The 26,290-nt window shown below is 63.2% G+C and carries 22 protein-coding genes; 18 read left to right on the forward strand and 4 right to left on the reverse strand.

Annotated features, from left to right (window positions below; translation table 11 throughout):
- Positions 1–28: 28 nt before the first annotated feature.
- The 15 genes from OU993_RS12905 (at position 29) to OU993_RS12975 (ending at position 18,040) form a co-directional block, all read left to right on the forward strand.
- On the forward strand, positions 29–1,201 hold the full coding sequence (locus OU993_RS12905) for an alpha/beta hydrolase (RefSeq protein WP_268157979.1): 1,173 nt from the start codon (positions 29–31) through the stop codon (positions 1,199–1,201).
- Between the two features lie 37 nt (positions 1,202–1,238).
- Positions 1,239–1,523 (forward strand): EF-hand domain-containing protein, encoded by a 285-nt coding sequence (locus OU993_RS12910; protein WP_268157981.1) that lies wholly within the window; start codon positions 1,239–1,241, stop codon positions 1,521–1,523.
- Between the two features lie 27 nt (positions 1,524–1,550).
- Positions 1,551–2,660 (forward strand): efflux RND transporter periplasmic adaptor subunit, encoded by a 1,110-nt coding sequence (locus OU993_RS12915; protein WP_268157982.1) that lies wholly within the window; start codon positions 1,551–1,553, stop codon positions 2,658–2,660.
- A gap of 33 nt (positions 2,661–2,693) precedes the next feature.
- Positions 2,694–5,825: an efflux RND transporter permease subunit gene (locus OU993_RS12920; RefSeq protein WP_268157983.1), complete on the forward strand. Its 3,132-nt coding sequence runs from the start codon at positions 2,694–2,696 to the stop codon at positions 5,823–5,825.
- A 382-nt stretch (positions 5,826–6,207) separates the two neighbouring features.
- Positions 6,208–6,330 (forward strand): K(+)-transporting ATPase subunit F, encoded by a 123-nt coding sequence (kdpF, locus tag OU993_RS12925; protein ID WP_268157985.1) that lies wholly within the window; start codon positions 6,208–6,210, stop codon positions 6,328–6,330.
- Positions 6,331–6,348: 18 nt separating this feature from the next.
- Complete coding sequence (gene kdpA / locus OU993_RS12930) at positions 6,349–8,058, forward strand: potassium-transporting ATPase subunit KdpA (RefSeq protein WP_268157987.1); 1,710 nt, start codon at positions 6,349–6,351, stop codon at positions 8,056–8,058.
- Between the two features lie 11 nt (positions 8,059–8,069).
- Entirely contained in the window at positions 8,070–10,106 is a 2,037-nt protein-coding gene (gene kdpB, locus OU993_RS12935) for a potassium-transporting ATPase subunit KdpB (RefSeq protein ID WP_268157988.1), read from the forward strand.
- Positions 10,107–10,108: 2 nt separating this feature from the next.
- Positions 10,109–10,678 carry a potassium-transporting ATPase subunit KdpC gene (gene kdpC / locus OU993_RS12940; protein ID WP_268157989.1) on the forward strand — a complete coding sequence of 190 codons (570 nt, stop codon included), beginning with the start codon at positions 10,109–10,111 and terminating at the stop codon, positions 10,676–10,678.
- An 8-nt stretch (positions 10,679–10,686) separates the two neighbouring features.
- Complete coding sequence (locus OU993_RS12945; protein WP_268157990.1) at positions 10,687–13,404, forward strand: sensor histidine kinase; 2,718 nt, start codon at positions 10,687–10,689, stop codon at positions 13,402–13,404.
- Positions 13,376–14,062, forward strand: coding sequence for a response regulator (locus OU993_RS12950; protein ID WP_268157991.1), 687 nt, complete (start codon positions 13,376–13,378; stop codon positions 14,060–14,062). Before OU993_RS12945 ends, OU993_RS12950 begins: the two co-directional genes overlap by 29 nt.
- A gap of 5 nt (positions 14,063–14,067) precedes the next feature.
- Positions 14,068–14,367 carry an acylphosphatase gene (locus OU993_RS12955; RefSeq protein WP_268157993.1) on the forward strand — a complete coding sequence of 100 codons (300 nt, stop codon included), beginning with the start codon at positions 14,068–14,070 and terminating at the stop codon, positions 14,365–14,367.
- 99 nt (positions 14,368–14,466) lie between these two features.
- On the forward strand, positions 14,467–15,084 hold the full coding sequence (locus tag OU993_RS12960) for a Rieske 2Fe-2S domain-containing protein (RefSeq protein WP_268157994.1): 618 nt from the start codon (positions 14,467–14,469) through the stop codon (positions 15,082–15,084).
- On the forward strand, positions 15,084–15,926 hold the full coding sequence (locus OU993_RS12965; RefSeq protein WP_442792957.1) for an aromatic ring-hydroxylating dioxygenase subunit alpha: 843 nt from the start codon (positions 15,084–15,086) through the stop codon (positions 15,924–15,926). Before OU993_RS12960 ends, OU993_RS12965 begins: the two co-directional genes overlap by 1 nt.
- Positions 15,923–16,597 carry a glutathione S-transferase family protein gene (locus OU993_RS12970; protein ID WP_268157995.1) on the forward strand — a complete coding sequence of 225 codons (675 nt, stop codon included), beginning with the start codon at positions 15,923–15,925 and terminating at the stop codon, positions 16,595–16,597. Before OU993_RS12965 ends, OU993_RS12970 begins: the two co-directional genes overlap by 4 nt.
- Positions 16,598–16,783: 186 nt before the next feature.
- A complete protein-coding gene (locus OU993_RS12975) occupies positions 16,784–18,040 on the forward strand; it encodes a GGDEF domain-containing response regulator (RefSeq protein ID WP_268157997.1) in 1,257 nt (418 codons plus the stop codon).
- A gap of 27 nt (positions 18,041–18,067) precedes the next feature.
- On the opposite strand, the gene OU993_RS12980 is transcribed toward OU993_RS12975, so the two are convergent.
- Both OU993_RS12980 and OU993_RS12985 read right to left on the reverse strand, forming a co-directional pair.
- On the reverse strand, positions 18,068–19,432 hold the full coding sequence (locus OU993_RS12980) for an amidase (RefSeq protein WP_268157999.1): 1,365 nt from the start codon (positions 19,430–19,432) through the stop codon (positions 18,068–18,070).
- A 129-nt stretch (positions 19,433–19,561) separates the two neighbouring features.
- Positions 19,562–20,317, reverse strand: a complete 756-nt coding sequence (locus OU993_RS12985; protein ID WP_268158001.1) for an IclR family transcriptional regulator — start codon at positions 20,315–20,317, stop codon at positions 19,562–19,564.
- A gap of 126 nt (positions 20,318–20,443) precedes the next feature.
- Here OU993_RS12985 and OU993_RS12990 point away from each other — a divergent pair, with 126 nt between their 5' ends.
- The 3 genes from OU993_RS12990 to pcaF are packed head-to-tail and all read left to right on the forward strand — an operon-like array spanning position 20,444 to position 23,053.
- Positions 20,444–21,151, forward strand: coding sequence for a 3-oxoacid CoA-transferase subunit A (locus tag OU993_RS12990; RefSeq protein WP_268158003.1), 708 nt, complete (start codon positions 20,444–20,446; stop codon positions 21,149–21,151).
- Positions 21,148–21,837: a 3-oxoacid CoA-transferase subunit B gene (locus OU993_RS12995; protein ID WP_268158005.1), complete on the forward strand. Its 690-nt coding sequence runs from the start codon at positions 21,148–21,150 to the stop codon at positions 21,835–21,837. Before OU993_RS12990 ends, OU993_RS12995 begins: the two co-directional genes overlap by 4 nt.
- 10 nt (positions 21,838–21,847) lie before the next feature.
- Complete coding sequence (pcaF, locus tag OU993_RS13000; protein WP_268158007.1) at positions 21,848–23,053, forward strand: 3-oxoadipyl-CoA thiolase; 1,206 nt, start codon at positions 21,848–21,850, stop codon at positions 23,051–23,053.
- Positions 23,054–23,178: 125 nt separating this feature from the next.
- Here pcaF and OU993_RS13005 read toward each other — a convergent pair whose 3' ends face one another.
- Positions 23,179–24,345 carry an acyltransferase family protein gene (locus tag OU993_RS13005; protein WP_268158009.1) on the reverse strand — a complete coding sequence of 389 codons (1,167 nt, stop codon included), beginning with the start codon at positions 24,343–24,345 and terminating at the stop codon, positions 23,179–23,181.
- A 200-nt stretch (positions 24,346–24,545) separates the two neighbouring features.
- A complete protein-coding gene (locus OU993_RS13010; RefSeq protein WP_268158011.1) occupies positions 24,546–26,066 on the reverse strand; it encodes a S10 family peptidase in 1,521 nt (506 codons plus the stop codon).
- Positions 26,067–26,290 lie beyond the last annotated feature (224 nt).

Raw genomic sequence — 26,290 nt, forward strand, 5'->3', positions numbered from 1 at the left:
TGCGCCCTTTGGACCCTGGAGCAGCAGCATGCCGGTTGTGACGGCTCTTTCATCGAAGGCTCGGCAGAACGGAGCGTCCGCGCGCCGAACCGCCAGACGCCTCTTTGCCTGCGGCGCCGTTACCATCACGCTGTCGCTGACCGGCTGCGCCTCGGCCGACAAGGGCCTGCTGCAGCCGATCGAAAAGACTGACACGCAAGCCAAGCAACTCACGATGCTAGCGGTAACCACCCGCAAGCCCGAGCCCGGCAAGACGGGTTTCATGTTCGGCCACGAGCGCGACAGCACCGTGCATTTCGTTCGTCTGACCATGTCGATGCCGAAAGGCCGCGAAGCCGGGACTTTGCCGGTGTCGACCAGCAACCCGGACCCGAAGACGGACATCACGCTCCTCAACGCCACGCCGCTCAGCTATGCGCAGTTCAAGGCGGAAACGGCGATGCCCAAGACCACGGCGGGGAAAGCGGCGAACCGCGCCATGATCTTCACCCACGGTTTCAACACGCGCTTCGACCAGGCCGCCGTTCGCTATGCGCAGATCATCGAGGACACCGGTTTCGATGGCCGGCCCATCCTGTTCAGCTGGCCCTCGCACGGCATTCCGACCGGCTACGGCTACGACAAGGATTCCGCCAATTACAGCCGCGACGCCCTGCAACAGCTGATCGACGGTCTGGCGAGGGAAAAGAGCCTGGAGCGGGTCGATATCTTCGCCCATTCCATGGGCACCTGGCTGACGATGGAGACCCTGCGCCAGATGGCGCTGTCGAAGGATAAGGCAGCGCTTGATCGCATCGGAACCGTCATCCTTGCGGCACCGGACATCGATCTCGACGTCTTCCGCACCCAGGTCAGCCAGCTTGGTCCCCTCAGCCAGCGCATCAAGGTCTACGTATCTGCCGATGACCGCGCGCTGCAACTGTCGCGCCGCCTCTTCGGCGGCAAGATCCGCGCCGGCGAGACGACCGATCTCGCCCAGTTTCGGGCGCTCGGCATCGAGGCCTACGACATTTCCGAGGTCAAGGGCGGTTTCGGCAAGAACCACAACAAGGCCTTTGGCGATGGCCAGACCATCGCCAGCATCGGCCAAAGCCTGTCCAATCGCCCGGGCCTCATTTCGTCCAGCCTGCAGCAACTGGTGGTCGCAGTGCCGAGGCTGGACGACGCCCTGCTGATCGCGACCGACCAGAACAAGCTTTGACAACAGCCCGCATGTCTCAGAACCGAGGAGAACCAGCATGACCATCCGCAATAACATCACCGCCGCCCTGACGTCGGCCTTTGTCCTTCTCGCACCGCTCGCCGCTGAGGCGCAGCAGGAAGCCTTCATGGCTGCCGACAAAAACGGCGACACGAAGCTCGATTCCAGTGAGTTCAAGACCTTCATCGACGGGCTTGCCGCCTCCGGCAATCCGATGGCCACAAAGATCAAGGGTGCAGGTCGGTATGGGCTGGCCTTCGGCCGCATCGACAAGGACAAAAACGGTCTTCTGACGCCGGCGGAACTTTCCGCCCTGAAGTGAGAGGCGGCTCCGCCTGGAGGCTTGATCATGAACCGCCTGATTGCCGCGCTGGGAATTTTCTCTTCCCTCACCCTGTCACCTTGGTCAGCCTCTGCAGACGAGGTCAGGCGCAAGGTGGTCATCGAAACGCCGAAGCCTGCCGATATCACCCGCTATCTGCAGTCGACGGGATCGTTCAGCGCCGTCAATGCGGTCGATCTGGTCGCCCGCGTCTCGGGTACGCTGGAGGAGGTGCGGTTCCGCGATGGCGATTTCGTCCGCAAGGGCGAGACCGTCTTCGTTATCGAGCCCGAGCCCTACCGGATCAGCCTCCTGACAGCGGAAGCGGATCTGAAACAACAGCAGGCGAACCTGGAACAGGCGCTGGCCAATGCCGCCCGGCAGGAAACACTGTCGGCCCGGCAGGTGGTCTCCGAAAGTACGCGGGAAAGTGCCGACACCCAGAAGCGTGTTGCCGAGGCACAGGTGACGGCGGCAGAAGCAAAACTCCGGTCTGCCGCCCTCAATCTGTCCTACACGGAGGTGAAGGCGCCGTTCGACGGCATTCTCGGCGCACGCACCGCCGATCCCGGCGCCTATATCAACGCGGCCTCGGCGCCGAAACTTGCAGTACTGATCCAGCCCGACCCGCTGCACTTAAGCTTTTCCGCCACGGAGCAGGAGGTGATCCTGATCCGCAAGGCGCTGTCCGGACGCAAGATCACCCCAGGCGAGGGCAATCCGATCCGCGTCGAGGCTGCCCTGTCCGAGGCAGGCGGTTATTCCTATGCCGGAGCGCTCGACTATATCGCGCCCGAGATCGATCGCGACACCGGAACGCTGACCCTTCGGGCGCTCTTTCCCAACCCGGATCGTTTTCTCTCGTCCGGCATGTTTGCAAGGGTACGGATCCCGCTCGATACACGCCGCGTCGTGACGGTTCCCGAACGGGCGATCACAAGCCTTCAGGGCACCCACAGCGTTTTCGTGGTGGCGGACCAAGGCGTGGTGCAGCAGCGCAAGGTGGCGCTCGGCGACAAAACCCCCGACGGCCGGCGCGAAATCCTCTCCGGCATCGGTGAGGCGGACCGCGTCGTGACGCTCGGTCTCGCGGGCTTACGCCCCGGCCAGGCGGTCGAGATCGTTGACCAGATCTGACAATTCCAAACCTGTCCCACAGGGAGTGCCGCAATGGCCCGATTTTTCATCGATCGCCCGGTTCTGGCAAATGTCATCGCCATCCTGACGATCATCTTGGGGCTGGTGGCGATGGTGCGCCTGCCGGTCGCCCAGTATCCGAATGTCGTGCCGCCCTCGATCCAGGTGACGGCGCGTTATCCCGGTGCCAATGCGGAAACCATCGTCCAGGATGTGGCGCTTCCGATCGAAAGCCGCGTCAACGGCGTCGAGGGCATGCTCTACATGCAGTCGACCGCGACCAGCGATGGTGCCTATACGCTGACCGTCACCTTCGCCATCGGCACCGATCCGGACGAGGCGCAGATCCTGGTGCAGAACCGCGTGGCCGGTGCCGTGCCGCTCCTGCCGGATGCGGTTCAGTCGCAGGGCGTGCAGACCGCCAAACGCTCCACCTCCATTCTGGCGATCGTCGCACTGACCTCCGACAATCCCGACCATGACAGCCTGTTCATGGCCAATTACGGCACAATCAGCCTGGTGGATGAAATTGCCCGCGTGCCGGGCATCGGCGCCGTTAATGTCTTCGGCTCGGGAAGTTACGCGGTCCGCATCTGGATGGACCCGCAGACAATGGCCGCCCGCGGCCTGGTGCCCTCCGATGTCATGTCCGCCATCCGCCAGCAGAGCCGCACTTCGTCCGCCGGACAACTGGCGCTTCCCCCGGTGCCGGCCGGACAGGAGTTCCAGTACACGCTGAAGCTCGCCTCGAAGCTCGAAGACGTGCAGGATTTCTCCAACATCATCCTGAAGGTGGGCGCCGGAGGCGAAATCGTCCGGCTGGGCGACGTGGCGCGCATCGAGCTTGGCGCGCAACAATACAGCCAGCAATTTGCCATCGACGGAAAGCCTGCGGCGGGCCTTGCACTGTTCCTGCTGCCGGACGCGAACGCGCTCGAAACGATTGGCGCCGTGAAGGCGCGGATGGCCGAACTTTCCAAACAGTTTCCGCAAGGCCTCGACTATTCCGTGCCCTTCGACACGACGCTCTTCGTTTCCGCCGCGATCGGCGATGTCTACCATACGCTGGTCGAGGCCGCCGTTCTGGTGCTGCTGGTCATTCTGCTGTTCCTGCAGAACTGGCGGGCGACGCTCGTGCCGGCGACCACGGTTCCGGTCACCATCATCGGTGCCTTCGCAGCTCTCGCCCTCTTCGGTTTTTCCATCAATCTCTCCACGCTGTTCGCCATCATTCTGGCGATCGGCATTGTCGTGGATGACGCGATCGTGGTGGTCGAAGCGGCCGCCAAACATATCGAGGCGGGGGTTGCACCACGGGAGGCGGCCGCGCGTGCGATGGACGAGCTGTTTGGCCCTATCATCGGCATCACGCTGGTCCTGCTCGCCGTCTTCCTGCCGGCCTCCTTCCTGCCGGGGCTTAGCGGCGAACTGTACCGACAGTTCTCGCTGGTGATCGCCGCCACCGCGTTGATCAGCGCCGTCAACGCCGTGACGCTGAAGCCGACGCAATGTGCCCTGTGGCTGAAGCCGCATGTCGAAGGACGACGCAAGAACTTTGTCTATCGCGGTTTCGATGTCGTCTATGGCGGGCTGGAGCGCCTTTATATCCGCCTGATCCGCCGGATGATCGGCTTCAGTCTCGTTCTTTCGCTGCTGGCTCTGCTGCTGGCTGGCCTCGCCGTGGCCCTGCTGGCACGCGTTCCGACCGCCTTCCTGCCGATCGAGGATCAGGGCTATTTCCTGGTCTCGGTCCAGTTGCCGGAAGGCGCCTCGCTGGAACGAACGGCGACGGCACTCGAGGATGTGCGACGGCGCGTCGGGGACATGAATGTGGTCGAGACCGTAGTGGCGATCAGCGGGCTTTCGGCGCTGAACGGCAACGCCAGCCTTGCCAATGCCGGCGTCGCCTACGTCATCCTCAAGGACTGGAGCTTACGGGCAGAAGGCGAGGATCTCCTGTCGCTCTACACCCTGCTGCGGGACAGGCTCGGCAACCTGCCCGACGGGCAGGCGCTCGTCCTGCCGCCGCCACCGATCCAGGGGATCGGCAATGCCGCGGGTTTTGCGCTGCAGATCCAGTCGCGCGACGGCAATTTCGACTATGAACGTCTGGCCGAGCTGGGCGCAACAGTCGCCCGGACTGCAGCCAGCGAACCGACATTCCGCGAGGCCTTCAGCCCGTTCCGGGCCGATGCGCCGCAATATGCCGTGCTGATCGACCGGGTGAAGGCGCACAGCCGCAACGTCGATGTCGGCCAGGCCTATGATACGGTCGGACACTATATCGGCTCGTCCTATGCCGGGCAGATCAACCTGTTCGGGCGCGTCTTTCAGGTCTATGTGCAGGCGGATGCGGAACGGCGCATCAGCGTCTCGGATCTTGAGCAACTGCGGCTCAGAAGCGCCACCGGCCAGATGGTGCCGCTCGGCGCCATTGCCGAGGTCGAGGCCGTCATCGGCCCTGCCCTTGTCAGCCTCTATAATCTTTATCCCTCCGCGCAGATCATTGGCTCGCAGGCGGCCGGCTTTTCGACTGGCCAGGCTCTCGACCGCCTGGACGAGATCACCAAAGAGCTGCTGCCCGAGGGCTATTCGAAGGAATGGACGGCGGTCTCCTACCAGGAGCGTGTGCTCGGCGGGCAGATCTATCTCGTTTATGCGCTGAGCCTTCTCCTCGTCTATATCGTGTTGGCCGGACAATATGAAAGCTGGTGGGCGCCGATCAGCATCATCGCCACCGTACCCCTGGCGCTGATCGGCACGGCGCTGACGCTGCTCGCTGCCAAGGCCTCGGTCAATCTCTACACCCAGATCGGCCTCGTGCTGCTGATTGCGCTTTCCGCCAAGAACGCGATCCTGATCGTCGAGACGGGACGCCATCTGCGCTTCAAGGAAGGCCGCAGCATCATGGACGCGGCGCTCGAAGCCGCGGGGTCCCGCTTCCGTCCGATCCTGATGACCTCGATCGCCTTCATCCTGGGCGTCGTGCCGCTGGTACTCCAGACGGGTGCAGGTGCGAGCGCCCAGAAGTCGATCGGCATCGCGGTGCTCACCGGCATGCTGGGATCGACCTGCCTCACCGTCGTCTTCGTGCCGCCCTTTTTCGTCATCCTGCAACGGATCGAGGAGTACTTCCGTAAGACGCCGGTGACGGAAGGCCATTGACCAGCCCTTCAACGTTGCGGCGGGCAAGAGAGTGCCTCGACTCTCCCTCTCCCCGTCATGACGGGGAGAAGGTCGCAGCAGCGGGATGAGGGGCAACTGGAAAATATTACCGGTAATTTGGCCTCTCACCCCAGCCCTCTCCCCGTAAGCGGGGAGAGGGGAAAAAACGCCGCGACTGATCGATTCCTCGTTTTGCCGGCATGCCGATGGACACCCCGACCGGCTGCATCCTTATCTTTTCCTTATGCGGACGAGATCTCTTCCCCATCGAAACCTGACGCTGATCGGGACTAGGTTTTTCCTGAACCAACAGGAGAAACGGACATGTCCGACCTCATCTTCCTCGCGCTTGGCAGCGGCACGCTTCTCGTGCTGGCGCTCTATGCGCGCGCCCTCGACCGGTTGTGAGGCAGGCGCCATGCTTGAACCACTCTTCGGTCTCGCCGTGGCGCTTGGCCTCGGCATTTATCTCGTGGTCACGCTTCTGCGGCCCGAGCGCTTCTGATCATCCAGGAGAATTTTCATGACCATCATCGGGTGGCTGCAGATCAGCCTCCTCTTCCTCGCCGTGCTCATCGCCATCAAGCCATTGGGTCTCTACATGGCCAAGGTCTTTGCCGGCGAGCGCACCCTCCTCTCTCCCGTGCTTTGGCGTGTCGAGAATGACCTCTATCGCCTGTCCGGCATACGGGCTGACAAAGAGCAGAGCTGGCTGGCCTATACGCTTGCCATGCTGGCCTTCTCGCTTGCCGGCTTCGTGGCGCTTTATGCCATCCTGCGTCTGCAGGCCTATCTGCCGCTCAACCCGCAGGGTTTTGCCGCCGTTCCGCCGGATCTGGCCTTCAACACGGCGGTCTCCTTCGTCACCAACACGAACTGGCAAAACTATGGGGGCGAAACGACGCTCAGCCATTTCAGCCAGATGGCAGGCCTGACGGTGCAGAACTTCGTCTCGGCTGCCACCGGCATGGCGCTTGCCATCGCCTTTACCCGGGCACTTGCCCGTTCGAAAATCGCAACGCTCGGCAATTTCTGGGTCGATCTCACCCGCGCCACCCTCTACGTGCTGCTGCCGATTGCGTTTCTGATCGCGATCGCCTTCGTCGCCATGGGGCTGCCGCAGACCCTTGATGCATCCGTCAGTGCCACGACACTCGAGGGTGCCAACCAGGTCATCTCGCTCGGACCGGTCGCGTCCCAGGAGGCGATCAAGCAGCTCGGCACAAATGGCGGCGGCTTTTTCAACGTCAATGCCGCGCACCCGTTCGAAAATCCGACCGCCTGGTCGAACTATCTCAACATCTTCGCCATGCTGTCGCTGTCGTCAGCGCTGGTCTACACCTTTGGCCAGATGGTCGGGAACCGCCGCCAAGGCTGGGCTCTCATTGCTGCCATTGCCGTACTGCTGGTCTCCGGCGTTGCGGTCACCTACTGGGCCGAAGCTGCAGGCAATCCGATCCTGACCGCACTCGGCGTCGATCCCGCACTTGGCAACATGGAGGGCAAGGAAATCCGCTTCGGCCAGGCCATGACGGCGCTTTATGCGGCGGTCACGACGGGCCTTTCGGATGGCGGCGTCAACGGCATGCACGGTTCCTTCACCGGCCTTGGCGGCCTTGTGCCGATGTTCCTGATCCAGCTCGGCGAGGTTCTGCCAGGCGGCGTCGGTTCCGGCCTCTACGGCCTGCTGGTCTTTGCGCTTCTGTCGGTCTTCGTTGCAGGGCTCATGGTCGGCCGCACGCCGGAATTCCTCGGCAAGAAGATCGAAGCGCGCGAGATGAAGTTCGCCATGCTCGCCGTCCTCATCCTGCCGCTCGCCATTCTCGGCTTCACGGCCGTGTCGGCCATCCTGCCGGTGGCAGTTGCGAGCATCGGGACTGCCGGTCCGCACGGTCTGTCGGAAATCCTCTACGCCTTCACGTCAGCTGCAGGCAATAACGGCTCGGCCTTCGGCGGCCTCAGCGGCAACACCGTCTGGTACAACACGACGCTCGGCATCGCCATGCTGCTTGGCCGCTTTGCCTATGTCGTGCCCGTCATGGCGATTGCCGGCTCGCTCGCCGCGAAAGTCAAGGCGCCGGCCTCCGCCGGCACCTTCCCCACCGATGGCCCGCTCTTCGTCGGCCTGCTGATCGGCATCATCCTCATTCTCGGTGGCCTGCAGTTCTTTCCGGCGCTGGCGCTCGGTCCGATTGCCGAACATTTCTCCATGCTGGCCGGCCAAACCTTCTGAAGGAACTTTCCATGTCCAAGGAACATCAGGCGTCCAGCCTCCTTGATTCCAAAATCCTCGTGCCGGCGGCCCGTGACGCGGTCCGCAAGCTTGACCCCCGCCAGCTCGTCCGCAATCCGGTGATCTTCGTCACCGAAGTCGTGGCCGCAGTCGTCACGGTTCTCTTTGTCCGCGATCTGGTCATTTCACCGGCCGCAGCCGGATTTTCCGGCCAGATTGCCGCCTGGCTCTGGTTCACCGTGCTGTTTGCCACGTTTGCAGAAGCCGTTGCCGAAGGCCGCGGTCGTGCGCAGGCCGACAGCCTGAAAAAGACCAAGTCGGATCTGGTGGCCCGCAGGCTCAAGCCGGACGGCAGCACGGACACGATCCCCGCCTCCGGTCTCAAGGTGGGAGATATCGTCCTCGTCGCCGCCGGCGAACTGATCCCCGGCGATGGCGAGGTGATCGCTGGTGTCGCCTCCGTCAACGAAAGCGCCATCACCGGCGAGTCCGCCCCTGTCATCCGCGAATCCGGCGGCGACCGTTCGGCCGTCACCGGTGGCACGCAGGTTCTCTCGGACGAGATCCGCGTGAAGATCACGGTCGCCCCCGGCTCGTCCTTTGTCGACCGGATGATTGCGCTGATCGAGGGGGCACAGCGCCAGAAAACGCCGAACGAGATCGCGCTGTCGATCCTGCTGTCGGGCCTGACGCTGATCTTCCTTTTCGTCTGCGTGGCGATCTGGGGGCTCGCCGGTTATTCCGGCACCGTGCTCTCGGTCACGGTGCTGGCAGCGCTGCTCGTGACGCTCATCCCGACCACGATCGGCGGACTTCTGTCGGCGATCGGCATTGCCGGCATGGACCGGCTGGTGCGCTTCAACGTGATTGCCACCTCCGGCCGCGCGGTGGAGGCGGCCGGCGACGTCGATACGCTTCTCCTCGACAAGACCGGCACGATCACCTTCGGCAACCGGATGGCCAGCGATTTTCTGGCAGCGCCCGGGGTGACCGCCGGGGAGCTTGCCGAAGCGGCCCTGCTGGCCAGCCTGTCCGACGAAACCCCGGAGGGCCGATCCGTCGTGGCGCTGGCGACCGGAGAATTCGGTGTCGCTATGCCCAGAGCTGAATTCGATGCAGTGATCGGCTTCACCGCCGAAACACGCCTCTCCGGCGTCGACCAGGGCGGACGCCGCCTGCGCAAGGGCGCCGTCGATGCGGTGCTGAAATTTGCCGGCCTTGCCGACCAAGATGTGCCGGCAGAATTCCGCCGCGCGGTCGACCAGATCGCCCGGACCGGCGGCACGCCGCTCGCCGTTGCCGATGGGAACCGGCTGCTCGGCGCCATCCACCTCAAGGACGTCGTCAAGCCCGGCATCAAGGAGCGTTTCGCGGCGCTGCGCGCCATGGGTATCCGCACCGTTATGGTGACCGGCGACAATCCGGTAACGGCAGCGGCCATTGCTTCCGAAGCCGGTGTCGATGACTATCTGGCCCAGGCAACGCCGGAGGACAAACTCGCTTATATCCGCCGCGAACAGCAGGGTGGCCGCCTGATCGCCATGTGCGGCGACGGCACCAATGACGCGCCGGCACTCGCCCAGGCCGATGTTGGCGTCGCGATGCAGACCGGAACCCAAGCCGCCCGCGAGGCCGCGAATATGGTGGACCTCGATTCCAGCCCGACGAAGCTGATCGAGATCGTCGAGATCGGCAAACAGCTCCTGATGACGCGCGGGTCGTTGACGACGTTTTCGATCGCCAACGATGTGGCCAAATATTTCGCCATCATCCCCGCGCTGTTCGTGGCGACCTATCCGGCGCTTGATACCCTCAACATCATGCGTCTCACCTCGCCGCAATCGGCCATCCTGTCTGCGGTGATCTTCAATGCGCTGATCATCGTTGCGCTCATCCCGCTTGCCTTGAAGGGGGTTGCCTATCGCCCGGCTGGTGCCGCGGCACTGCTGCGTCGCAACCTCTTCGTCTACGGCCTTGGTGGCCTCGTTCTTCCCTTCGCCGGCATCAAGGTCATCGACCTTGCCGTCAGCACCCTTCATCTGGTGTAACCATGCTTCAACATCTCAGACCCGCAGTTACCCTCGTTGTCGCCTTTACCGCGATCACTGGTCTGGCCTATCCGTTGGCGGTCACCGGCATTGCGCAGGCGGTGATGCCTGACACCGCCAATGGCAGCCTGATCAACCGCAACGGAACGGTCATCGGTTCCGTGCTGATCGGTCAGGCCTTCACCTCCGAGCGTTATTTCTGGCCGCGACCCTCGGCCACCAGCCCGGATGCCTATGCCGCGAATGCGTCTTCCGGCTCCAATCTTGGCCCCACCTCGGTCAAGCTTCGCGACCGTGTGGCGGGCGATGTGGAAAGACTGAAGACGCAGGGGCTTGCGGCACCGCTTCCGGCCGATGCCGTCACCACCTCCGGATCGGGCCTTGATCCGCATATCTCACCGGCTTTTGCCCGCGCCCAGGTGGCGCGTGTTGCCAAGGCCCGTGGCCTCAACGAGGCAGTTGTCGCCTCGCTGGTGGAACAGCGGATCGAAAATCCCGAATTCGGGGTGATCGGCGAAGCGCGCGTGAATGTGCTAGAGCTCAATCTGGCACTGGATGCCCTGAAGACGTGAGTTGTTGAATGGCGGAAGACGACCGCAACGAGATCCGCAGGCCGGACCCCGATGCCCTGCTTGCCCTGGCGGAAAAAGACCGCCGGGGCAAACTGACGGTGTTTCTGGGCATGGCGCCGGGTGTCGGCAAGACCTATGCGATGCTGTCGCGCGCCCGCCGCCTTTGCGCGGAGGGCATAGATGTCGTGGTGGGCCTGGTGGAAACCCATGGGCGCAGCGAGACGGCAGCACTCCTTGAGACACTGGAGGTTTTGCCGCGCCGCCGCGCGGCCCATCGCGGGCGCATGCTGGAGGAATTCGACCTTGACGGCGCGCTTGTCCGCCGGCCGCGGATCCTGATCGTCGACGAACTCGCCCATTCCAACCCGGAGGGTAGCCGTCATCCGAAACGGCATCAGGATATCGAGGAACTGCTGGCGGCCGGGATAGAGGTATGGACCGCCCTCAACATTCAGCATCTGGAGAGCCTTGCCGATCTGGTGGCGCAGATCACCGGCGTCACCGTGCGCGAGCGGGTTCCGGATGTGGTGCTGAAGCGCGCCGACGAGGTTGTGCTCGTCGACCTGCCGCCGACGGAGCTGATCGAACGGCTGAAGGAAGGCAAGGTCTACCTGCCGGACAGCGCCAGCCGGGCGGTGGATCGTTTTTTCCGGCTTGGCAATCTGACGGCGCTGCGTGAACTGGCGCTCAGGCGAACCGCCGACCGCGTCGACGACCAGATGGTCGATTACCTGAAGCAGAACGCCATCGACGGCCCCTGGGCGACCGGCGAAAGGCTGATCGTTTGCGTCGGCTCCGACGATCTGTCGGAGAAGGTGGTCCGGGTTGCCGCCCGCCTCGCCTCCGGGCTGAATGCACCGTGGCTCGTTGTGTCCATCGAACGGGCCGACCGCGAGGTGGAGACGCCCGAGCGCCTGCGGGGGATCGAGGCGATCTTCCGCCTCGCCGAACAGCTGGGCGCCGAAAGCCGCCGGGTCATCGGTCAGGATTTCGTTGACGAGATCCTGAAGCTTGCCCGCCGCGAACATGCAACGCAGATCGTCATCGGCACGCGTCCGCGCACCGTGTTTGAACGTCTCTTCGCACGTTCGCTGCCGGATGCGCTGTCGGCACGCGCCTCCGGCCTTGGCGTGCATCTGGTGACCCCCGACAAGGCCGAGGCGAAACGCCGCCTCCCGCGGCAGGTTATATGGCCGGTTCAGGGCCTCCTGCGGTCGGTCCTCGTCGGCCTGGGTTTCGTGACACTCACGACAGGCGTCGGCAAGGTGATCGACACCATCATGCCGCTGCCGAACATCTCGCTGGTCTTCCTGCTGGGGGTTCTGGGCTCCGCGGCGCTTGGCGGATATGTCTCGGCCCTGCTGGCCGCGCTTCTCTCGACGCTCGCCTACAATTTCTTCTTCATCGATCCGCTCTACACCTTCACCATCGCCGCACCGCACGAGGTCTTTGCGCTTTTCGTCTTCCTGGCGGTCGCTATCGTCTCCGGCGGCTTTGCGTCGCGCATCCGCGAACAGGCGACGATTGCCGGCACCCGCGCCACGGCGCTGCAATCGCTTTACGATTTCTCCCGCAAGCTCGCCGGCACCGCCAAACGCGACGATGCGATCTGGCTTGCCGTGTCGCAGCTGCAGCTCAGCCTCAAGCGCTCGGTCGTCTTTCTCCTGCCGCGCCAAGGCGATCTGCAGATGGCGGCCGCCTGGCCACCCGATACCGAACTGGACGTGACCGACATGACGGCCGCCCGCTGGACGCAGGACAGGCGCGAAGCCGCCGGTGCTGGGACCGGCACGCTGCCGAACAGCCGCTTCCAGTTCCGTCCGCTGCTCGGGCCGCACGGCATTGTCGGCGTCTGCGGCGTCAGCCATCAGGGCGATGGGCTTGATCTTAATGCCGAACGCTCGCTGACGGCGGTTCTGGACCAGACGGCGATTGCGCTCGACCGGGCGCGGCTGGCCGACGAAACCCTGGAGCAGGCCGCGCGGCTGGAGGGCGAGCGGTATCGCGAGGCGCTCCTCTCCTCCATCTCGCATGACCTGAGGACGCCGCTTTCGACGATCACCGGCGCTGTCACCAGCCTGCGCGAATTCGGCGAACGGATGGAGCCCGAAAGCCGACAGGATCTTCTCCAGTCGATCGAGGAAGAAAGCGGCCGCATGAGCCGCTTCGTCGCCAACCTGCTCGACATGACCCGCATCGAGGCCGGCACGCTGAAACCCAAGCAGGACTGGGTGGACGTGGCCGATGTCGTGCAGTCGGCCGTCGAACGCACCCGCCGGTATGCACCGGCGCGCCTGATCGAAACCGGGATTGCGCCCGACCTGCCGCTGATCCGTGGCGATAGCGTGCTGATCGGCCAGGTTTTGTTCAACCTGCTGGACAATGCGATCAAATATGGCGGCGAGGAAGCGATCAAGGTGTTTGCCCGCCGGGACGGTCCGGCGGTGATCATCTCGGTGACCGACATGGGACGCGGCATTCCGCCGGAGGATCTGGACCGCGTCTTCGAAAAATTCTATCGCAGGGGAAAACCGGACGGGCGCGCACCGGGAACGGGGCTGGGGCTCTCCATCGCCCGCGGTTTCGTCGAAGCCATGGGCGGGACGATCCATGCGGAAAGCCCGGCCTTGAAGAAAAAGGGAACGCGCATCGTCATGCGCTTTCCCGACAGCGGCACTGTAACGAACGGGAGCCCGGATGAACCTGTCGCGTATCCTGGTCGTTGATGACGAACCACAGATCCAGCGTTTTCTGAGGCCGGCGCTGACGGCCGCCGGTTACGATGTCATCGAAGCAGGCACCGGGGCGGAGGCACTGAAGGCGGTCGCCACCCAGGCGCCGGATCTCGTCATTCTCGACCTAGGCCTGCCGGACATGGACGGCAAGGAGGTGATCGCGAACCTGCGCGGCTGGAGCGATCTGCCGGTCATTATCCTCTCCGCCCGCGACCGCGAGACCGAGAAGATCGCGGCCCTTGATCTCGGTGCCGACGACTATGTCGAAAAACCCTTCGGTATCGGCGAGTTGACGGCCCGCATCCGCACCGCGCTGCGCCACCGCAACAAGGCGGATGCCATTCCCGCCGTCATCGAAACGGATGGATTGACCATCGATCCCGTGCACCGCCTGGTCAGCCGCGCGGGCGTGAGCCTGCATCTGACGCCGAAGGAATATGACCTGCTTCTGCTGCTCGCCCGGCATGCCGGCCGGGTGGTGACGCACCGGACGCTTCTGACCTCCGTCTGGGGGCCGGCGCATGCGGAAGACCTGCAGTATCTGCGCGTTTTCATCGGCCAGTTGCGCCAGAAGATCGAGAAGAATCCCACCGATCCGCGTATCGTGCGCACGGAACCGGGCGTCGGTTATCGTATGGTGATGGAATGACCGGATTGCAGGCGCAGCGCGAGATCATGGTGATCCATGGCCGGTTCGATCCCGCCCCCTTTCTGGCCTGGATCGTACGCCATGCGAGGAAGCTTGGCCTTCACAACGAGATCGCGCACGCCTCCGGCGATCGTATTGAGCTGCGGACCGAGGGGCCGGACGAACTGCTCTCGGCCCTGGAAATGGCCTGCCTGCTCGGTCCGATCGAGGCATGGATCGACACCATCGACCGCAATCTCGTTCACGAACATGCGTGCGATCCCTGCTCGCCAGCCTTCTCTCCACCGCCCAAAAATGCGCCATGATTGAGTTTGCCGAAATTCGATGCATAGTGGCGGGCGCTGTGTGATGATGAAAAGACCGACGTGATGCAACCTCAATCTTCGGCCGGATGGCTTCCGGTGATGCTGTCCGCCGACCTGCCCCCCATGACCGTCGTGCCCGCCCTGATGCCACAGGGCCCGTTCGCCCTGTGGCGAAGCGAAAGCGGCATACTGTCCCTTCAGGCAGATCGCTGTCCGCACCGGGGCATGCGGCTCTCGCACGGTTTCGTACGCGGCGAGGCGCTGTCCTGCATCTATCACGGCTGGCGTTATGCCCAGAACGGCCGCTGCCTGAAGATCCCGGCGCATCCGCGGCTGGAACCGCCGGAGGCGATCCGCGTCGAAACCTATGCCGTGACCGAAAGCGGCGGCCTCATCTGGGGCTGTCTTGAGACGCCGGCTGGCGCTCCGCCCAACTTCGACGGCTTTGCGCCGCTGCGCATGATGTCCGTGAAGGTGTCGCCGCAGATGATCGCTACCTCGGATGAGGTCGATCGCCGCGCGGATGGAGCGCTGGCGATCGAGCTTGCCGGTCAGCACTGTCTGTTTCTTGCCCGTGCTCAGCCGGACGGCAGCACGCTTCTGTTCTGTCTGATCGAGGAGGCCGCAGCACCTGAGGCCCGGATCGCGGTATCGCGAGCGCTGGAACTGTTCCGGTGCCGGCTGGAAGCGGATGACCTGCAAAAGGAGGCGCTCTGATGATCGGGCCGATGATGGATGCCTGGTATCCCGTGGCGCTGGAGAGCCGTCTTGGCACAAACGGCCGAAGCACACGGCTGATGGACACGCCGCTTCACGTCGCAAGGCTGAACGGTGGCGCGATCGAGATCCGCACCGAAGATGGCCGCGCTCTGCCGGTCCGTCTGCGTTACGGTCATGTCTGGACCTCCCTCGGGGCGCCGACGACGGACCTGTTCGACATTCCGGAAGCCGACCAGCCAGGGCGCCGCCTGGTGGAGGTGGGTGTGGTGCGAGTGCGCTGCTCGCCGCTTCGGGCCGTCGAGAATTTTCTCGACATCGCGCATTTTCCCTTCGTCCATACCGACATTCTGGGGGCGGAACCGCACACGGAGGTCGAGAAATACGAGGTGGAGATCCGCGAGAAAGAGGACGAGGTCTGGGCGACCCAGGTGAAATTCTACCAGCCGCAGGCAGCGAAATCCGCCTCCACCGGCATCACCACGGATTACATGTACCGCGTGCCGGCGCCGACCTGTTCGGTTCTCTACAAGACCTGCCCGGCACGGCCGGGTGAATGGGATGTCATCACGCTGTTCGTCCAGCCGCTGGCGGAGGATCTCTGCGACGTCTGGCCCTGGATGGCGCTGTTCGATGACGAGAGCCCGATGACCGATCTCATCCATTTCCAGCAGATGATCTTCCTGCAGGACCGGTCGATCCTCGAGAACCAGATCCCCCGTCTGCTGCCGCTCGATCCGGGCATGGAGATCCCGACCCGCGCCGACCTGACCTCCGTCGCCTACAGGCGCTGGCTGAAACGACACAACTACACCTATGGCGCACAACTGGTGGCGCAATGAAGCTCTACGACTACATCCTCTCGCCAAGCTGTTACAAGATCCGCCTGATGGCCTCGCTGCTCGGTGTACCGCTGACGCTGCGCCCGGTCGATTTTCACCCGGGTGAAGAGCATCTCACTCCCGAATTTTTGGCCCTGAACCCGGCCGGCACCCTTCCGATCCTCGCAGACGGGGGTCTGCTGCTGACGGAAACCAGCGCCATGCTGGTGCATCTTGCGACAAGCGCCGGACCCGACTGGCTGGCCCGCCATGACCCGCAGGCCGCGGCGAGTGAGCAGCAATGGTTATCCTTCGCGCACCGGCTGACGGCAAGCCTTGGCGGCGCAAGGCTCTGCGACATGTTCCAGCGGCCAGGCGATCTCGCTTCGTTGCAACGGCAGGGTATCATGGCACTTCGAGAACTCGAGGTGCGGCTTTTCGAGCAACGGCTGCGGCAACAGGCCTTCCTGGCATCCGACCGGCCGACCATTGCCGACATTGCCTGTTTCCCACATGTGGTTCTGGCACCGGATGGTGGGATTTCACTTGATCCCTATCCGTCCATCCGGTTGTGGCAGCGGTCCATCCGTGGCCTTCCGGGCTTCATCGAAATGCCGGGCATCTATCGCCGGCATGAGTTGAGCGAAGAGCCCGATCCCGACGCAGCCAATGAGACAGCAGAACAGGTATAATATCCACAGGACTGTGGCAGTGATGCCTCCCCTGATCTGACGTTCTTTCCTTTACGAGTTACAGACATTCTCTCGGTATTTTCCAGACAAGACGAAATACAACTGAACCGCCGCAGAGAATGATCCGTGATTGAAATCGCTGACCCACAAGCCCGAACGCCATCCGAGGAGGTCAGCGTCCCGAGAGTGCTCATCGTTGAGAGTGCGCAGACGCTCTCGCACGTCCTGAAACAGAAGATCGAGGATGAGATCGGCGCGGACGTCACGCTCTGCCATTCGCTCGCCGAGGCGCGTTTGGCGCTTGCCACATACGACATTGCTGTCGCACTGACGGGCCACGAGATACCGGACGCTCCCGATGGCGGCATCCTTGCGCTTCTCGGCGAATATGAAGTCCCGACGATCCTTCTGAGCGGCAGCGTCAGTGACGAGTTGCGTCTGAACTACGCCAAATACAGGTTGGCCGACTATATTCAGAAGGAGGGGCCAAGCGCGCTTCCGACAGCGGTCGCCGCCGTGGATCGTATCCTGACGAACCGGTCGGTTTCCATCCTGGTGGTCGATGACGCACGGGCGGCACGCTCCGATCTCACGAGCTTCCTGAAACTGCAGAATTTCCGGGTGATCGAAGCCACCACCGGCATGCAGGCTCTCGACCATCTCGCCCGCGATCCCTCGATCGAGGTGGTGATCACCGACTACTTCATGCCGGACATGAACGGCTACGATCTGACCAAACGCATCCGGCTGGAGCATGGTTCGGACCGGCTGCGGATCATCGGTGTTTCCGCCTCGCGTGATCGGTCCTTGTCAGCCCAGTTCCTGAAGGCCGGCGCCTCGGATTTCCTCTACCGCCCCTTCGTGCCGGAGGAGTTGCAGTGCCGGATCAACAACACCGTCGAGACGCTTCTGCAACTGAAACGCCTGCGGCATCTGGCCGAGCACGACCCGCTGACCAGGCTTTACAATCGCCGTGCCTTTTTCGAACGCGCGGCACAGCACTTGCGAAAGCTGGAGAGAAAGAGCAGCCACGGAGCCATCGCCATTCTCGACATCGATCACTTCAAGCAGATCAACGACAGCTTTGGCCACGAGCGAGGCGATTTCGTTCTGAAGGCGATCGCAGACATCCTGCTGCAATCCTGCCGGCAGAAGGGAATCCTGGCGGCCCGGCTGGGTGGTGAGGAATTCGTGCTTCTGCTGCCGGATGTGACGATGCCGGAGGCGGAAACCTTCTGCAACGATCTCCTCCTGCAGGTGCGACAATGCGTTGTCGGCGCAGGAGAAACGGCTGTTCCCGTTACGGCCTCCATCGGCCTTTCGAGGCTGCAGCCCGGCGAACCTCTGGATAACCAGTTGAACGCCGCCGACCAGATGCTCTACCTCGCCAAAAGCGATGGTCGTGACCGCATTCACAGCGACAGCAGCATCACGATCGGCTGATTGCCTTAAACCTTCCGGCCCCGATCATCAGGACCGGCGGGAGGCTGTCAGCACGGTCTCGATCGCAAGGCCGGCGGAGAGGATTTTTCGGTCCTGCATCGCGGCGCCCGCCACCATCAGGCCGACCGGAGCCTCGCCCGGCTGATGGCACGGAATGGAAAGCCCGCAGCCATCCAGGAAGTTGATCATGGTCGGATTGCGCAGCACCAGACCGTTCGCCCGGAAAAAGGCGTCGTCGTCGCCGAGCAGCGGCGAAATCTCCGGTGCGATGATCGGCACCGTTGGCATGATCAGCGCATCATAAGGCTTGATCTGCGCCTCGACGCGGGCAATCCACTGGCGTCGGACCTGCAGTGTCTCGATGTAATCCGCTGCCGAGAGTTCCCGTCCGCGCAGAATACGCAGCCGAACTCTTGGGTCATAGCTATCAGCCAGTTGCTCCAGAAGGCTGCGGTGCCAGGTCCAGGCCTCGGCGGCCACCAGTCCGCCGCGGGCATAGATGCCGGCCACCTCGGAAAATTCCGGCAGATCGATTTCCACCACGGTTGCACCGGCGTCCGAGAGCGCCGACAGCGTACGCGAAAAGGCAGCCGATACGGTCGCATCCATATCCGACAGCACGATTGTGCGTGGTACGGCAAGGCGCAATCCCTTGATCGGCAAAGCCTCCGGCGCTCCCGGCACGCCCTCACCCGAAAGAACCGCGTCGATGATCGCGCAGCAGGTGACGGATGCGGCGATGGGGCCAATCGAATCGAGCGAGGTGGAGAGCGGGATCACCCCTTCGGCAGACACACGTCGCGCGGTCGGTTTGAAGCCGGTCAGACCGCAGAGTGCGGCCGGGATACGGATCGAACCGCCGGTATCCGTGCCAATCGCGGCAACCGCCATGCCGTCGGTGACGGATACGGCGGCCCCCGAAGAGGAGCCACCCGGAACGCGTCCGGTTGCGCGGTCATAGGCGTTTTTCGGCGTGCCGTAATGCGGGTTGATGCCGATCCCTGAGAAGGCGAATTCGCTCATGTTGGTGGTGCCGGTGATCACCGCACCGGCAGCGATCAGGCGGCGGACGACCGGCGAATCCTGTGTCGCTGGCCGGGCATGCTTGAGGGCGATCGAGCCCGCAAAGGTCGTTTCGCCCTCGATGTCAAAAAGGTCCTTTACCGAAATCGGCACGCCATCCAGCGGTGAGCGGGCGTGGCCTGCCGCGCGCGTGGCATCCGACGCCGCGGCAAGTTTCAGGCTGCGCTGCGCGTTGATACGAATGAAGGCGCGGGCGCCCTCGCCTGCCGGATCATTGATCCTTTCGAGTGCCTTTCGGGTCAGGGCATCCGACGTCGTCAAGGCGGCATCGAGTTCTGCAGCAACGGATTTGATGGTGGAGAGGGACATGATTGGCGGCACCTGGAGCGAATCGGACTGACGAGCATCTTCCGGTGGCCGGCGTCGCAAGGCAATGGAGAGGCACGCCATTTTATCGGGCTTGCACGGCATCTGCTCCCGACCGCGACAGGGGAGCGTCTACTGGAGAAGCGGCCGAAGCTGTCCTGCCACGCCCTGCATGACGGACAGATACCGTTCCGCCATTTCGGCCGCCGGCACATGGGCGGCCGGCGCGCCGATGTTGAGGGCAGCCACCACCCTGCCCTTCACGCCGAACAACGGTACGGCGATCGAACAGAGGCCGAGCTCCAACTCCTGATCGATGACGGCGTGGCCCTTCTCGCGCACCCCCTGCAGTTCCGTCATCAGTTCCGCGATCTCCGTCTTCGTTCGCGGGGTAAAGGCCTGGCGGGGTGCGGCCTCGATCAGCGCGCGTGCCTCCGTTTCCGGCAGAGCGGCGAGAAGCACCCTCCCCATCGAAGCGCAATAGGCCGGCAGCCGGCTTCCGGGCATCAGGTTGATCGACATCACCCGTTTTTGCGAGGCACGCGCCACATAGACGATATCCGTGCCGTCAAGCACGCTGACCGAGGCGCTCTGGCCAACCTCTTCCGACAGACGATCGAGAAAGGGCTGGACGATATGCGGCAGCGGCGTGGCGGACAGATAGGCATAACCGAGACGCAGGATGCGCGGCGTCAGCGAAAAATACTTGCCGTCGTAATCGGCATAACCAAGCTGGGCGAGCGTCAGCAGGCACCGCCGGGCGGTTGCCCGGTCGAGGCCGGTCTCTTTGGCCGCTTCGGCGATCGATAGCCGCGGCTGCGCCTCGCCGAAGGCCTCGATGATTTTCAGTCCCTTGGCAAAACCGCCGATCAGATCCGTGTCCCGCATGGCTGCCTCCTGCTCCTGATTTTGTGCGATATGCGAACAAAAGTCAAATAACGCACAAAATGATTGACGTATGACCAGCCGAAGGCGCTTAGTGTGACATCTGGAAGACCATGGGAGAGAGACATCATGGACAAGACCATCGCGAGCACGGCGGATGCCGTCGCGCGCATCCATGACGGCGCGACCGTCATGATCGGCGGGTTCGGCGGCTCCGGCGCGCCGATTGAACTCATTCATGCACTGATCGACAAGGGACCGAAGAACCTCACCGTCATCAACAACAATGCCGGCAATGGCCGTATCGGCATTGCCGCGATGATCGATGCGGGTCTTGTGAAGAAGATGATCTGCTCGTTCCCGCGTTCGTCGGATCCACGCGCCTTCACCGACAGGTACCTGGCCGGTCAGATCGAGCTGGAACTTGTGCCGCAAGGCACACTTGCCGAGCGCATCCGCGCCGGTGGCGCCGGCATCCCGGCCTTCTATACGCCGACCGGTTACGGCACCGAACTTGCCGAGGGCAAGGTGATCGCCGAGTTCGACGGCCGCCACTATGTGCAGGAACGCTGGCTGAAGGCGGATTTCGCCATCGTCAAGGCTGAGCTTGGCGATACCTACGGCAACCTGACCTACAACAAGGCCGGTCGCAACTTCAATCCGCTGATGTGCATGGCGGCCGCCACGACCATTGCCCAGGTTTCGAAAATCGTGCCCGCCGGCGAGATCGATCCGGAACATGTCGTGACCCCCGGCATCTTCGTCGATGGCGTCGTGGAAGTCGCAAACCCGCAACAGGAAGAAGCGCTCATCCGAGCCGGAGTGGCCTACGTATGACCCTCAACACCCGCGAAGACATCAAGCTCTCCAACGCCCAGATCGCCTGGCGCGCCGCGCAGGACATTGAGGACGGCGCCTATGTTAACCTCGGCATCGGCTTTCCGGAAATGGTTGCCCGTTTCCAGCCGCCGGGTCGCCAGGCCATCTTCCACACGGAAAACGGCATCCTGAACTTCGGTGAAGCCCCGCCGGCCGGCGAAGAAGACTGGGACCTGATCAATGCCGGCAAGAAGGCCGTGACCCTGAAGCCGGGCGCCGCCTTTTTCCACCATGCCGACAGCTTTGCCATGGTGCGCGGCGGCCATCTGGATGTCGCGATCCTCGGCGCCTATCAGGTGGCCGAAAACGGCGATCTCGCCAACTGGCGGGTCGGTTCCAAGGGCGTGCCCGCCGTCGGCGGTGCGATGGACCTCGTGCACGGCGCCAAGCAGGTCTTCGTCATCACAGAACATGTGACGAAGGACGGCAAGCCGAAACTCGTGGACAAGTGCAGCTTCCCGCTGACGGGCGTCGGTTGCATCACCCGCGTTTATACCAGCCATGCCGTCATCGACATCAAGGACCGCCACTTTGTCGTGCGCGAAAAGCTGAGTGCCATGACGATGGACGAGTTGCAGGCGATGACCGGCGCCCCCCTTCACACCGATGGTCCGGTGGCCGATCTCGTCGTGCCGGAAGTTTGAGGAATTCACCATGACCGACGCATTTATCTGCGATTACATCCGCACGCCCATCGGCCGCTTCGGCGGATCACTCTCCTCCGTCCGCGCCGACGATCTCGGTGCCGTACCGCTGAAGGCGCTCATGGAGCGCAACGCCTCCGTGGACTGGGAGGCCGTTCAGGACGTGATCTTCGGCTGCGCCAACCAGGCCGGCGAAGACAACCGCAACGTGGCACGCATGTCCTCGCTGCTGGCCGGCCTGCCGGTCTCCGTCACCGGCACCACCATCAACCGTCTGTGCGGCTCCGGCATGGATGCCGTCATCACCGCTGCACGCGCCATCAAGGCCGGCGAAGCCGAACTGATGATTGCCGGCGGCGTTGAAAGCATGAGCCGTGCGCCCTTCGTGATGCCGAAGGCGGAAACCGCCTTCTCGCGCAATGCCGAGATCTACGACACGACGATCGGCTGGCGTTTCGTCAACCCGGTGATGAAGAAGCAGTACGGCGTGGATTCGATGCCGGAGACCGGCGACAACGTGGCGATCGATTTCAAGATCAGCCGCGACGATCAGGATGCCTTTGCCGTGCGCAGCCAGGCGAAGGCCGCGGAAGCCCAGGCGAATGGCCGTCTGGCAAAGGAAATCACGCCCGTCACCGTGCCGCAGCGCAAGGGCGATCCGCTGATCGTTGACCGGGACGAACATCCGCGCGCCACCTCCGTCGAGGCGCTCGCCAAGCTGAAGCCGGTCAACCGGATGGAGGGCGCAACCGTCACCGCCGGCAATGCGTCTGGCGTCAACGATGGGGCCGCCGCGCTGATCATCGCCTCGGAAGCTGCGGCCAAGAAGTATGGCCTCACCCCGATCGCCCGCGTGCTCGGCGGCGCGACGGCCGGTGTTCCGCCGCGCATCATGGGAATCGGCCCGGCACCGGCTTCGAAGGCCCTGCTCGCGCGTCTCGGCATGACGCAGGACCAGTTCGACGTGATCGAGCTGAACGAGGCCTTCGCCTCCCAGGGCATTGCGACGCTGCGCGACCTCGGCATTGCCGACGACGACGCCCGCGTCAATCGCAACGGCGGCGCCATTGCGCTCGGCCATCCGCTTGGCATGTCGGGTGCCCGCATCGCCGGCACGGCAGCGCTGGAACTGCAGATCAGCGGTGGCCGCTATTCGCTTTCCACCATGTGCATCGGCGTCGGTCAGGGGATCGCGATCGCGCTGGAACGGGTCTGATTAGGACCTTTCTGCCTGCACCCGCAAAGCGTGGACACAACGGGTGCAGCCTCTTCAAAATCGGGAATGCCGGCGGCGCGTGGTTGCCGGCATTCTACCGCAGCGGAAATTGGTGGATTTGAGGTTCAGGCGAGCCGCCCCGATCGTTCGGCCTTCGGTTTCGCTTGGAACCGGTTCAGGGTCTTGACCCAGGCTTCGTCCAGCCTGCTGACCGGAAGCACCAGCAGCGCAAGAAGAGCAGTCGACACGGCGAAGGCCGCGGCAATGCCAAGCGCATTATTCCCGAAGAACAGCAGAACAAGGCTTGCGACGGATCCCTGCAAGGGTACGTGCAGGACATACATTGCAAAAGAATGCCGGGCAAGAAAACGCGACGGCGCAGACTGGTAGATGCGTGAGAGCCGCATGGCGCGGACCCCGATCAGCAACAACATCGCACCCAGCCCGTGGATGAACCAGTCCGCTCTTACGATCTGCCGCGCTGCCCATTCATCAGCCCGCCACACCTCCGGGAAGGGCTGATAGGTGGACCCCAGCACGAGACCGCACAGAATCAGGATCAGCGCCCAGGATTTAGTAAGGCTGCTGACGAGAGGCAGGACGTATTTCGCCAGATAGACGGTTGCTACACAGATGGCGCAGAGGGGATGGACCTTGAGCGCCCCATAGCCAAGCACAACGACGATTGCACCATCGAGCAAAACTCTCGGGCGGCTGCCCATCAGAGCGGCGGTTATCAGGGCGAAAATGCTGCCGATCAGTTCGTATTTCATAGTCCAGAGGGCCGAATTGTACTGACTGACACCCCTGGCGAACAGCAACAGGACATCCTGCACCGCCCCCTCCAGCGACGGCTGCGGCCACGGTTCCCAGAGTTTGACGCCGCCGCTTCGTTCCAGCCACGACGAGCCAGTCAGGCCCGCGGCTTCGACGTTGAACATGCATCCGCTGAGATAAAGAATGGCAGGCAGCAATGTGCCGACGACCGTCAAGGGAAGAAGCCTCGGAAACCGCTTCAGGATGGCGATACCCGCACGGCGTCTGTCCGACCGGTCAACGAGGCTTGCGGTTAACACGAAACTTGAGAGGACGAAAAAGATCGAAACCAGGAAAGGTCCGTTGACGATCGCCAACAGGACGGGTGGATCGACGCTGATCAACGACGATGGCAAACCGGCAGGTCCTACGTCCGGAAGAAACCCGTAAAGGAAGTGGAAAACGACCACGCCGACCGCGGCGATGCCGCGCAGGAAGTCGGCATCTTCGAAACGCTGCTTGCTGGGAGTGTTCAAGGGCCGCTCCGGTCGTTGCTGCAGTCACCTGCATCTACTCGGTGGGATGAACTCTTGGACGATCCATGTGGCGAGAGTTTGAACCCGCCTCAGAACATCGGATGATGAGAGGCTGGAAGATCCGGGTGCGGGTTGATGGCGAGGGGCGCGATGTCCGGTGCGAGCCAAACCGGCGCAGGCAGAAAGGCGAGCGGGACCTCTCAATCAGCGGAAAAGGCCCCATAAAAAGCCTTTGCATCCCTAAACATCTGCGAGCGATCCTCCTCACGCGTGTAGAACATGTGCCCGCCACGATAGAGTTTCAGGCTCGTCCGGTTGGCCGCAAGATTGGGCGGCAGATGATCCAGCACATAACGGCTCATGCCATAAGGCGTCAGGATGTCGCTGTAGCCGTGCGCCACCATCAGCCGGAACGAGGGAATGGTGGACAGGAGATCGCGCAGGTCCGTCGCAATGCTGGCCGTCGCCCGGCTGTCGCCACCGCGGCCACCGTTCCACTCCCAGCGGCGGTTGACCTCTTCGTTGAGAAGCGAATAAGTCATCTCGGTGCGGAAGCCGAGCCCATCGCGGGCATAGGCGGCAAAGGCCGAGCCATAAGCGCGGGTGTAACCTTCCAGCACCGGATCATCGTTGCGGCTATAGGATGCCTCGGGATAGGCATCCGGCACCGCGGTGCCGGCATCGTAGGGGCTTACAATGGTGGCCGAGCCGCCGGCCTGTTTGGCATAGACATCCCCGACAAAACCGCGCGTGCGCTGAACGATCTCCTCGGAAAGCCCGGTCCAGCCCGCAATGCGCTGGAAGAGCCTCTCGGCATCGGGTCCCTGCGGCCATGCGCCAGCCAGACTGACGAGATAATCCGTCATGGCGAAACGCTCGGCCTCCCGCACCCGCTCGGCATCAAAACGGTTCTGCCGCTCCAATTCGGCCGCAGCCAGCGACGGAAATTGCAGTGCCGCCGCAAGCGGATCATTGTCTGCGCCAAACAGGAAGCGCCCCTCCATCAGCGGCGAGACCATGATGATGCCGGACGGGATCATGTTCTGGCTGTTCTTCATCGCAAGCGCCACCTTGGCCGCGCGAAAACCGCCATAACTTTCGCCCAGCAGAAATTTCGGCGCAGACAGACGTTCATTCTCCTGCACGTAAAGCGCAATCACCTTGGCGAGGCTTTCGGCATCCTGCCGGACGGAGAAGAACCGACGCGCCTCCTCGTCCCCGGTTGCGCGGCTCCAGCCGGTGCCGACCGGATCGATGAGCACGAGGTCGGTGAAATTCAGCCAGCTTTGCGGATTATCTTGCAGTACGGGACGGCTCCCATCCGCATTGTCGCCGGTAAACGACAGGATCTTCGGCCCCACCAGCCCAAGATGCAGATAGGCCGAGGCCGCTCCCGGCCCGCCGTTAAAGGCAAAGGTGAGCGGGCGCTCTTTTGGCCCGTCCTTCAGCCGGTAGGCCGTGTAAAAGATCTTGGCGGCCACCTGTCCATCCTGGCCGCGCAGGTCAACCGTTCCGGCAGTTGCCACATAGGCAAGCGCGCCATCCGGCGTTTCGAGCGTGTGTTCGGTCACGGCGTTGGCCGGCAGCAGGCTGAGAAGACCGCGCACCGCGGTGGACGAGGACTGCGTCTGCCGACCGGGCTCACTTGCCGCATCCTGGGAAAACCCCGACTGCATAGACAGGGACAGGACCAGCAGGGTCAGGATAGATAGGGTGCGCATGGTTTTCCTCCTCGAACAGACCTCGCAGATGTAGTGCAATCACCGCGAACGCCCATTCAATTCAACTTGATGGGGAGAACAAAGCGCAGGTTCTGCAATGGCCAAGGCCTGCGCAAGCCGATCGCCAAGGTCGAATGACGTGCTCGGCCTGCCGAAAATCGGCGGTGGCAGTCACGGCGAGGCGTGCTGATCGTTAAAATACCGACGGACCAGCTGCCAAAAAA

Origin of the sequence: Rhizobium sp. SL86 (assembly GCF_026672545.1) — a bacterium.
Lineage (GTDB): Bacteria > Pseudomonadota > Alphaproteobacteria > Rhizobiales > Rhizobiaceae > Neorhizobium.

What these genes read in the sequence shown, in the direction of transcription:
- OU993_RS12970 (WP_268157995.1), top strand. Translation starts at nt 15,923, where the DNA reads ATGAAGCTCTACGACTACATCCTCTCGCCAAGCTGTTACAAGATCCGC.
- OU993_RS12950 (WP_268157991.1), top strand. Translation starts at nt 13,376, where the DNA reads ATGAACCTGTCGCGTATCCTGGTCGTTGATGACGAACCACAGATCCAG.
- OU993_RS12910 (WP_268157981.1), top strand. Translation starts at nt 1,239, where the DNA reads ATGACCATCCGCAATAACATCACCGCCGCCCTGACGTCGGCCTTTGTC.
- pcaF (WP_268158007.1), top strand. Translation starts at nt 21,848, where the DNA reads ATGACCGACGCATTTATCTGCGATTACATCCGCACGCCCATCGGCCGC.
- kdpF (WP_268157985.1), top strand. Translation starts at nt 6,208, where the DNA reads ATGCGCGCGCCCTCGACCGGTTGTGAGGCAGGCGCCATGCTTGAACCA.
- kdpB (WP_268157988.1), top strand. Translation starts at nt 8,070, where the DNA reads ATGTCCAAGGAACATCAGGCGTCCAGCCTCCTTGATTCCAAAATCCTC.
- OU993_RS12905 (WP_268157979.1), top strand. Translation starts at nt 29, where the DNA reads ATGCCGGTTGTGACGGCTCTTTCATCGAAGGCTCGGCAGAACGGAGCG.
- OU993_RS12945 (WP_268157990.1), top strand. Translation starts at nt 10,687, where the DNA reads ATGGCGGAAGACGACCGCAACGAGATCCGCAGGCCGGACCCCGATGCC.
- OU993_RS12965 (WP_442792957.1), top strand. Translation starts at nt 15,084, where the DNA reads ATGATCGGGCCGATGATGGATGCCTGGTATCCCGTGGCGCTGGAGAGC.
- OU993_RS12960 (WP_268157994.1), top strand. Translation starts at nt 14,467, where the DNA reads ATGCTGTCCGCCGACCTGCCCCCCATGACCGTCGTGCCCGCCCTGATG.
- OU993_RS12915 (WP_268157982.1), top strand. Translation starts at nt 1,551, where the DNA reads ATGAACCGCCTGATTGCCGCGCTGGGAATTTTCTCTTCCCTCACCCTG.
- OU993_RS12990 (WP_268158003.1), top strand. Translation starts at nt 20,444, where the DNA reads ATGGACAAGACCATCGCGAGCACGGCGGATGCCGTCGCGCGCATCCAT.
- OU993_RS12985 (WP_268158001.1), bottom strand. Translation starts at nt 20,317, where the DNA reads ATGCGGGACACGGATCTGATCGGCGGTTTTGCCAAGGGACTGAAAATC.
- OU993_RS12920 (WP_268157983.1), top strand. Translation starts at nt 2,694, where the DNA reads ATGGCCCGATTTTTCATCGATCGCCCGGTTCTGGCAAATGTCATCGCC.
- OU993_RS12980 (WP_268157999.1), bottom strand. Translation starts at nt 19,432, where the DNA reads ATGTCCCTCTCCACCATCAAATCCGTTGCTGCAGAACTCGATGCCGCC.
- OU993_RS13010 (WP_268158011.1), bottom strand. Translation starts at nt 26,066, where the DNA reads ATGCGCACCCTATCTATCCTGACCCTGCTGGTCCTGTCCCTGTCTATG.
- kdpC (WP_268157989.1), top strand. Translation starts at nt 10,109, where the DNA reads ATGCTTCAACATCTCAGACCCGCAGTTACCCTCGTTGTCGCCTTTACC.
- OU993_RS12995 (WP_268158005.1), top strand. Translation starts at nt 21,148, where the DNA reads ATGACCCTCAACACCCGCGAAGACATCAAGCTCTCCAACGCCCAGATC.
- kdpA (WP_268157987.1), top strand. Translation starts at nt 6,349, where the DNA reads ATGACCATCATCGGGTGGCTGCAGATCAGCCTCCTCTTCCTCGCCGTG.